Genomic DNA, 7,937 nt, shown 5'->3' with positions numbered 1-7,937 from the left:
TTTTTTTGTTTCTCAACTACCTGCGAGTGCCCACACAGTTTGCTTGATATATTGTTAAAGAGCGTTGACCTTGTTTCAGGTCAGGGATGCGTATTCTACGCATTCCGTTTTGTTCGTCAAGCGTTGAAGCAAACTTTGTTTCGTTCGTTTCGAACCCTTGTGACCGTTGGCGTGTTGCCCCGTGTCAGTGGATGCGCATTATAGGGACCGCCCGATTTTGCGCAAGGGCTTTTTTGTAAAAAACAGAGCTTTGGTGACCGATTGCCTATACCCCAAGCAAAAGCACAGCTTAGTCACAGAGTTACCCACAGAGAGGCCTCGTTTCCCTCGCCAAATACGCTAACATAGCCGAATCAAGGTCTGCTTTAAGGAGAAACCATGGCAACACCACTGAAACACTACAACGGAATCAGTCCCACTCTGGGTAAAGGAGTCTTCGTAGAGGCCTCTGCCGTGCTCTACGGTGATATCACGCTGGGAGAAGACGCCAGCATCTGGCCACTGGTGGCTGCCCGGGGTGACGTCAACGCTATCCGTATCGGGGCCCGCAGTAACATCCAGGACGGCACCGTGCTGCATGTCACCCGCAAGAGCTCTGCTTTGCCTGATGGATTACCCTTGTTGATTGGCGACGATGTCACGGTCGGACACAAGGCGATGTTGCATGCCTGCGTCATCGGCAACCGGGTGTTGGTGGGAATGGGTGCCATCGTGCTGGACGGTGCCGAGGTGGGGGACGATGTGATTATCGGAGCAGGGAGCCTGATACCACCGGGCAAGAAACTGGAGTCGGGCTACCTGTATGTCGCTCTCCGGCCAGACAGGTCCGCCCGTTGACGCCGGAAGAGAGAGCCTTCCTGCCCGAGTCGGCGGCGAACTACGTGCGTCTTAAAAACGAATACCTTCAGCAGCGCTGAGATGTGAAGTGTGAGGTTAATCAAACAGAGCAAGACAGACCCTCGTTGTTCGGGTGTCTGTCCTGTATCTGCCCCCTCACGCTTTTCCTCACAACTCTAGAGGTACAAACCGCCATCGGGGGCAAAGGCCTCTTCCCCCACCAGCTCGGCGACCCGTTCCTCGATATCGAAGCGCACCGACTCGAATGCCAGCATGATATTGCCCTCATCAATCAAGCTCAGACCGGTCATGTGCTCCAGATGATGCAATGCCAAAAAACAATCTATCTTGCGTCCCTGCCAGTGAGCCGTAAAAGCAATCCCCTGACGCTCAGGCTGCCAGTCAAGATCGTCGTCTACAATAATGTCCTGGTTCATGTTGCTGCCTCCAGTCTGGCGCGCAATGCTGTCAATACCGGCATCATGTCTGGCCGCACGCCACGCCAGAGATAAAAGCTTTCCGCCGCCTGCCCGACCAGCATGCCCAAACCATCATGACGATGCTCCAGTCCAAGCTCCCTGGCCCAGGCGAGAAAGACGGTTTCTTCACGTCCATACATCATATCGTAGACCCAGGTCCCGGGATGGCAAACGGCGGTGTCGAGCGCCAACGCCTCCCCCTGCAGGCTGGCGGAGGTGCTGTTGATGATGACATCGAAGCCAATACCGGGCGTATCCAGCGGTGCACTGATGATATGACCAAGGTGGCCAAAGCGCTGCGCCAGCTCATCGGCCCGGGCTTGGGTACGATTGGCTATCACCAGCTCAGCCGGTTGCTCCGCCAGCAAGGGTGCCAGGGCACCACGAGCGGCACCACCGGCACCAAGCAACAGTATTCTGGCCCCGGCCAGCGGCACCCCCAGCCGCTTGAGATCCAGTACCAGGCCGGCACCGTCGGTATTATCCCCCAGCCAACGACCATCAGCCTGCAGATGCAAGGTATTGACCGCTCCCGCCAGCCGGGCTCTTTCCGTCAGCTCACCGGCCAGCTCAAGAGCCTGAGTCTTGAACGGCACCGTAATGTTGCAACCTTTACCACCTTCACCTGTAAAGCGGGCCAGTGTGCCGGCAAAGTCGTCGAGAGGGGCAAGCAGGCGCTCATAGTCGAGCCGCTCTCCGGTTTGCTCGGCAAAGCAGCCATGAATAAAAGGTGACTGACTGTGCTTGATGGGGTGGCCGATGACGGCATATCTGTCCATGAACTCTGCTCTCATAACTGGGCGTCAACGCCGGTACCGAATAAAGCCTGAGGACAATCGATATCGGCAGCAATAATGATAATATTGCCACGCTGACGCTTTTTTGGTTGCATTAATTGCCAAAACGAATAGATTTTGCGCTAACGAACAAAAATTTTGTGGCTAGCCTTGGATACTGAACTCTTAAAAACCTTTCTGGAAGTTTCCCGCACCCGCCATTTCGGCAAGGCGGCGGAGCATCTCTACCTGACGCCGTCGGCGGTCAGCTTTCGGATCCGCCAGCTCGAAAGCCAGCTGGGTGTCACCCTGTTTACCCGGCTGCGTAACAACATCCAGCTGACCTCTTCCGGTGATGCACTGATCCCTCACGCCGAGTCCATGCTGCTGGCCTGGGCTCGGGCCCAGCACGAGGTGGCCCTGAGCGAGCGTCAGACCCAGCAACTGGCCGTCGCCGGTACCGCCAACCTGTGGGATGCCTATCTGCAGGATGGATTGCACCGGCTTTACTGCGAACTGCCGGCACTGTCACTGCGTGCCGACATCCGTACGCCGGAGCAAATGACCCGCGCCCTGCTCGGTCGGACCCTGGACCTGGCCTTTCTGACCGATCCGGCTCGCATCGAGGGGGTCCGTCACATCGCCATCCACACCATGGAGCTGCAGCTGGTCTCCACTTATCCGGGTCTGGATACCGCCAAGGCCATGGCCCAGGATTATATTCGCATAGACTGGGGCACGGCCTTCAATACCCAGCACGCCAAGCTGTTCAATACCGCGACGCCCCCCCTGCTGCACACCGGCTCGGTGCGCATCGCTCTGGAGTATCTGTTGCATCATGGCGGCAGCACCTTCCTGCCCAGTTCCATGATCAACAATTACCAGCAGCAGGAACAGCTGTTCATCGTAGACGACACGCCCTCCATCAAGCGGGAAGTCTATGCGGCCTATCTGCCGGGCGGGGAACGCCAGGGACTCATCGATCAGGTGATTACCCTGTTTGGTCCCCAGGACGAGGGCGATTAAACCCAGTCTCTCGGTATCAGGAAATCATTGAGCCGGGCTTCTGCCGAACCCGGCTCAGGCTGCCAGTTGTATTCCCAGCGTGCCAGCGGGGGCATCGACATCAGAATGGACTCGGTACGACCGCCGGTTTGCAGGCCAAACAGCGTGCCCCTGTCATACACCAGATTAAACTCCACATAACGTCCGCGTCGGTAAAGCTGAAACTGCCGCTCAACCTCACCAAAAGCGGTGTCTTTACGCCGTTCGATAATGGGGACATAGGCATCGAGATAGCCCCGACCCACCGCCTGCATGAACTCGAAACACCGCTCGAAAGGCCACTGATTCAGATCATCGAAAAAGAGCCCGCCTACTCCCCGGGTTTCATCTCTGTGTTTGAGATAAAAGTAGCGGTCACACCAGGCCTTGTATTCCGGATACACCTGTTCACCAAAAGGCGCACAGAGATCCCGGGATACCCGGTGCCAGTGCTCACAGTCCTCTTCCACCGGATAGTAGGGCGTCAGGTCGAAGCCGCCGCCAAACCACCAGACCGGATCGGCCCCCTCTTTTTCGGCGATAAAGAAACGCACGTTGGCATGACTGGTAGGCACATGGGGGTTATGGGGGTGAATCACCAGCGACACCCCCATGGCCTCGAAAGAGCGGCCAGCCAGTTCGGGCCGATGGGCGGTGGCAGAAGCGGGCATCGAGCTGCCATGAACATGGGAGAAGTTGACGCCCCCTTGCTCGATGACGCTGCCGTTGCGCAACACCCGGCTACGGCCACCACCGCCTTCCTCACGCGTCCAGCTGTCTTGCTCGAAGCGGCCGGTTCCGTCCGCCTGCTCCAGCCGGGCACAAATGTCATCCTGTAACTGCAGCAGAAATGCTTTAACGGCCGTGATATCCGGTTTACCGCTCATGTCTTTCCCTTCTTCTCATGTGATGTTCAGGCCGCACGCACCACGGCGCCGGTAATGCCATCCCGGATCAGTGACGGATTGGCGCGTCCATCCGTCTGCCCGGGCAGGATATAGTCGAGCTGGGCTCCCATGCGCTCAGTCAGCTCTTCTGCCGTTCTCGCCGGCGGTTCACCGGTTTTATTGGCACTGGTCGAAACCAGTGGTTTACCGAAGGACAGGCACAAATCGTGGACCTGCCGGTGCCCCGTTACCCTGACCGCCAGGGACTGAAGCTGCCCCGCAGCCAGACCGGCACCTCGGGCCGAGCCGGGATAATCCAGGTATAGGGTCCTGGCCAGCTGTCGAGGATAACCTCGAGCCGACCCGGCGGCAGTGCCGCCAGATCAAGATAAGGCAGCAACTGGCTGAAATCGGCAGCAATCAGTACCAGCCCCTTCTCGACCGGTCGTTGCTTTATCTCGAGCAATCGCCGTACGGACTCTCCATTATCGGGATCGCAGCCCAGGCCAAACACCGCCTCGGTGGCATAACCGATCACCCCACCACGACGCAATGACTCAAGTGCGGGGTTCAATGCTTGCGGATTCATTAACTGACAGTTTCCTTCATAAAAACGGCTCAACGCTGATAGTTGCAGCCCTTGTTGGGACAGTGCAGCCCGCCCTTGCGCTCGGCAAGTATACCAAAGCCGCATTCGGGGCAGCATTCGGCCACCGGCCGCTCGTTAATCACGTAGCGGCAGGCCGGATAATGGTTGCAGGCATAGAAGCGTTTGCCGTAGCGGGAGGTTCTCGCCACCAGCAGGCCCTTGCTGCAGGCCGGACACGGGGGGTCAGCCTGCCCCTGATCGTTGATGTCGGCCACATGGTGGCAGTCGGGATAATGAGTACAACCGATGAAGAGGCCGTAACGGCCTTTTTTGATGGCAAGGGGATGGCTGCACAGCGGGCACTGGCTGCCCTCCAGCACTTTTTCCACATCCTGATCGTGCTCGATGACCTTGAGCGGACGCAGATAATCACAGTCAGGGTAGGAGGCACAACCGACAAAGGCGCCATGTTTACCATGACGCAGTTCCAGCGTACCACCACAGCGGGGGCAAGGTTCACCGCCCCAATCAGGGCCATGTTCCTGGGTATTAAACAGACTGGAATCGATTTTCGACATACCGCGCCTCCGAATTCATTGGCTGAATTCTACCAGCGCGGCCGCCCTCAGTGAACCGCCCCTTCCGGCTGTTCGAAAATCAGCTCTTCCAACTGTTGATAGGCCGACTCGCTGCCGGGAACATTGAACAGCACCATCAACACCACCCATTTGAGATCATCCAGCTCGATTTCCGGTGGATCCAGCTCCATCAGTCGATCGATGACGATCTCGCGCGTTTCGGCGTTCAGCACCTTGATCTGCTCGAGGAACAACAGGAAACCACGCCCTTCGGCATCGATCTTGTATAGCTCTTCCTGAGTGTAGATGCGGAAGGAATCAGGCGCAGATCTCGCCCACATCGGCGCCGCTTCCGCTTCCTGAAGTTCGGCAAGGCGTTCCAGCCAGGCCAGTGCCTTGAGGATCTCTTCCTTGTGAAACCCCGCCTGGGTTAATTCATCGGCGAGAGCATCCTGTTCCACCATGGCGTCTACATCGGTATGGATGTAGGTTTCGAACAAGTACATAAGTACATCGAACATGATCAGTCCCTCCTCGCTCTGACATAACCCCCGGGTACAGACTCCACCCAGCCAGCCAATTCCAGCTCGACCAACCGGGTAACGACCTCCTGCACCGGCTGCTGGCAACGGGATGCGATCAAATCCACCGCCGTTGCCTCTAAACCTACGTTATCCAACAACTCAGGATAAGGCAATAATTCCTCTTGCTCAGGTGGCCGAACTTTGATCGCCGCCACCGAAAATGCCACCAGCTCTTCGAGTATGTCATTGGCATCGGAAACCAGCTTGGCACCCTGCTGGATCAGCCGATTACAGCCGCAAGCCTGCGGATTTTGCCGGGCGCCGGGAATGGCGAACACTTCACGCCCCTGCTCCATGGCATACCGGGCGGTAATCAGGGAACCGCTGCGTTCGGCCGCCTCCACCACCAGCACTCCCAGACTCAAACCACTGATAATACGATTGCGGCGGGGAAAATGATGTGCCAGCGGCCCTTCCCAGGGATAACATTCGGAGATCAGGGCGCCCCCCTGACTGACCAGTTCTGCAGCCAGGGCTTGATGTCGTTTGGGATAACACCGGGACAGCCCCGACCCCAGCACCGCCAGGGTAATACCACCGCTATCCAGTGCCGCCCTGTGACTGAACCCATCGACCCCTATTGCCAGTCCGGAAGTGATAACGGCGCCGGCATCCACCAGTGGCGGAATCAGGTTTTTGGTGTTTTCCCTGCCCACGTAGGAGGGATGACGGCTACCCACCACGGCGATTTGTGACCGGGGCAAAGCCGACAGCGCCCCTTCCACAAACAGCAGCAGAGGCGCCCCGGGCACCGCCTTGAGCTGTTCCGGATAGTCGGGAGCATCCCACGTCAGAATATGACGATTCGACGCCTGCGACTGCCATTCCAGCAACGGTTCCAGTAACGGAACATGGGCGGTCTGCAGTTGCTCCAGTTGTGCTGCACTCAAGCCGCAGTCGTCGAGTTGCGCAGAGCGGTACCACTGGCTACCGAGCCGGGTACGCAGTTGAATGGCCCGGACCGGCCCTATACCTCTGGTATGCTGCAGCGCCAGCCAGGGCAGCAGAGGGTGCTGTTCAAGACCCGAACCCGGCATCACTCACATGGCTCAGCGAATAATTCGTCTGCACCAGGCCTCTGTTATCCAGCACCAGGGCGGCACTGGTCTTGTCGTCCACCTTGAACACCATGATGCGGGCCATCGCTTCGTCCGGCAGTTGCTCGGGCCGGCTCCCCGTGCGCAGATAGTTACTCGCCATGTCCGCATAGGTCAACCGGCCGGAAGTACCGGGATTGACGTCATATACGCTGGCTCCGGGTTTCATCACCGCATAAAGGTCGCCGGCACGGACGCCATCCGCATGACCCTTGTTGATAAAGACGACACCATGACGACCGATGACGCTGCCCTCGGTCCCCATGGCCATAATGTAGGCCTGGTCGAGCGCCGGTCCTGGCCGGGGATAGTGAAATGCGGCAATACCGCCATCCTGGCTCAGGGGCAGTACCCTGTCTCCCTGGCGCATCTCCTGCTTCATGCTGCTGACCTGTGCCTCGGTCATCTGATAGCCCTGCTGCTCCCCTGCCAGCAAGGTGCCGACCAGCGCCGCCTTTTGTCCAAGCTCGGCATGAGTAAAGCGGTCGATCAGCATTTCCTGCGGGCGATAAACCCCATAGAGGGTGCCCGGAGTCAGTTGTCCACGCACATAAACCGACGAGTCTTTCACCATGACCTCCCGGCCTTGCTGATCGCCGAGAATATAAGATGCCTGCTCAAAGACTGCCGGGGACATGACGCGATGACTGTCAACGAAGTTCAGTATCGAACTGAGAGGAATGGTGGCCACGGCAGAGTCGGTGCGGACCCGCGGGGCAAGATGCACCACCTTGTCGGCTTCTCCCCTGACCAGCCGGGGCTCGCCATTCACCCAGATCAAGCGCAGTACATCGCCCGGGTAGATAAGATGGGGGTTGGCTATCTGTTGGTTGGCCTGCCACAGTTTGGGCCACAGCCAGGGTGATTTAAGAAAATGGGCAGAAATATCCCACAGGGTATCCCCCTTGCGAACGATATAGCTTTCGGGGTAATTCTCGTTCAGCTCCAGACCCTGGGCCTGGTGGCCAAAACAGGACACCAGCAGCAATCCGAGCAAAAATCGGCCTCTTTGTTTCATCACATCCCTGTCCCCAAGTTAACTCTTACTGTTTTTTATGTGCTGACA

General features: G+C 57.9%; 8 protein-coding genes and 2 pseudogenes. 2 read left to right on the top strand and 8 right to left on the bottom strand.

Translation table 11 applies throughout. The features are described from left to right. The first annotated feature begins 378 nt into the window (after window positions 1–378). A pseudogene (locus tag BFR47_RS06905) lies at window positions 379–917 on the top strand (gamma carbonic anhydrase family protein). 96 nt (window positions 918–1,013) lie between these two features. Here BFR47_RS06905 and BFR47_RS06900 read toward each other — a convergent pair. Together BFR47_RS06900 and aroE are read right to left on the bottom strand one after the other, a co-directional pair. Continuing rightward, window positions 1,014–1,274, bottom strand: coding sequence for a DUF1488 family protein (locus BFR47_RS06900; RefSeq protein WP_071472381.1), 261 nt, complete (start codon window positions 1,272–1,274; stop codon window positions 1,014–1,016). Further along, a complete protein-coding gene (gene aroE / locus BFR47_RS06895) occupies window positions 1,271–2,095 on the bottom strand; it encodes a shikimate dehydrogenase (protein ID WP_071472380.1) in 825 nt (274 codons plus the stop codon). The genes BFR47_RS06900 and aroE overlap by 4 nt, the downstream gene beginning before the upstream one ends. Before the next feature lie 168 nt (window positions 2,096–2,263). Between aroE and hdfR the strand changes: the two genes are divergently transcribed. Then, window positions 2,264–3,118, top strand: coding sequence for an HTH-type transcriptional regulator HdfR (hdfR, locus tag BFR47_RS06890; RefSeq protein ID WP_071472379.1), 855 nt, complete (start codon window positions 2,264–2,266; stop codon window positions 3,116–3,118). Here the strand turns inward: hdfR and hemF are convergent. The 6 genes and pseudogenes from hemF to BFR47_RS06860 form a co-directional block, all read right to left on the bottom strand. Continuing rightward, window positions 3,115–4,023, bottom strand: coding sequence for an oxygen-dependent coproporphyrinogen oxidase (hemF, locus tag BFR47_RS06885; RefSeq protein WP_071472378.1), 909 nt, complete (start codon window positions 4,021–4,023; stop codon window positions 3,115–3,117). The two genes, hdfR and hemF, sit on opposite strands and share 4 nt — an antisense overlap. Window positions 4,024–4,049: 26 nt before the next feature. Further along, window positions 4,050–4,612 (bottom strand): annotated as a pseudogene (gene tsaC, locus BFR47_RS06880) (L-threonylcarbamoyladenylate synthase type 1 TsaC). A gap of 29 nt (window positions 4,613–4,641) precedes the next feature. Further along, window positions 4,642–5,190, bottom strand: a complete 549-nt coding sequence (locus BFR47_RS06875; protein WP_071472377.1) for a DNA topoisomerase family protein — start codon at window positions 5,188–5,190, stop codon at window positions 4,642–4,644. A gap of 47 nt (window positions 5,191–5,237) precedes the next feature. Beyond that, window positions 5,238–5,711, bottom strand: coding sequence for a DUF494 family protein (locus BFR47_RS06870; RefSeq protein WP_071472376.1), 474 nt, complete (start codon window positions 5,709–5,711; stop codon window positions 5,238–5,240). Window positions 5,712–5,713: 2 nt separating this feature from the next. Beyond that, window positions 5,714–6,811, bottom strand: a complete 1,098-nt coding sequence (gene dprA / locus BFR47_RS06865) for a DNA-processing protein DprA (protein WP_083399044.1) — start codon at window positions 6,809–6,811, stop codon at window positions 5,714–5,716. Continuing rightward, window positions 6,792–7,892, bottom strand: coding sequence for a LysM peptidoglycan-binding domain-containing protein (locus BFR47_RS06860; protein ID WP_139215124.1), 1,101 nt, complete (start codon window positions 7,890–7,892; stop codon window positions 6,792–6,794). Before BFR47_RS06860 ends, dprA begins: the two co-directional genes overlap by 20 nt. Window positions 7,893–7,937 lie beyond the last annotated feature (45 nt).

The organism is Oceanisphaera psychrotolerans (assembly GCF_001870485.1).
GTDB lineage: Bacteria > Pseudomonadota > Gammaproteobacteria > Enterobacterales > Aeromonadaceae > Oceanimonas > Oceanimonas psychrotolerans.
Note: the sequence above shows the minus strand (reverse complement) of the source record. Positions and strands in the feature narration are given on the sequence as shown.

Coding starts and splice junctions, on each gene's coding strand:
- BFR47_RS06900 (WP_071472381.1), bottom strand. CDS start 1,274: ATGAACCAGGACATTATTGTAGACGACGATCTTGACTGGCAGCCTGAG.
- aroE (WP_071472380.1), bottom strand. CDS start 2,095: ATGGACAGATATGCCGTCATCGGCCACCCCATCAAGCACAGTCAGTCA.
- hemF (WP_071472378.1), bottom strand. CDS start 4,023: ATGAGCGGTAAACCGGATATCACGGCCGTTAAAGCATTTCTGCTGCAG.
- BFR47_RS06875 (WP_071472377.1), bottom strand. CDS start 5,190: ATGTCGAAAATCGATTCCAGTCTGTTTAATACCCAGGAACATGGCCCT.
- BFR47_RS06870 (WP_071472376.1), bottom strand. CDS start 5,711: ATGTTCGATGTACTTATGTACTTGTTCGAAACCTACATCCATACCGAT.
- dprA (WP_083399044.1), bottom strand. CDS start 6,811: ATGCCGGGTTCGGGTCTTGAACAGCACCCTCTGCTGCCCTGGCTGGCG.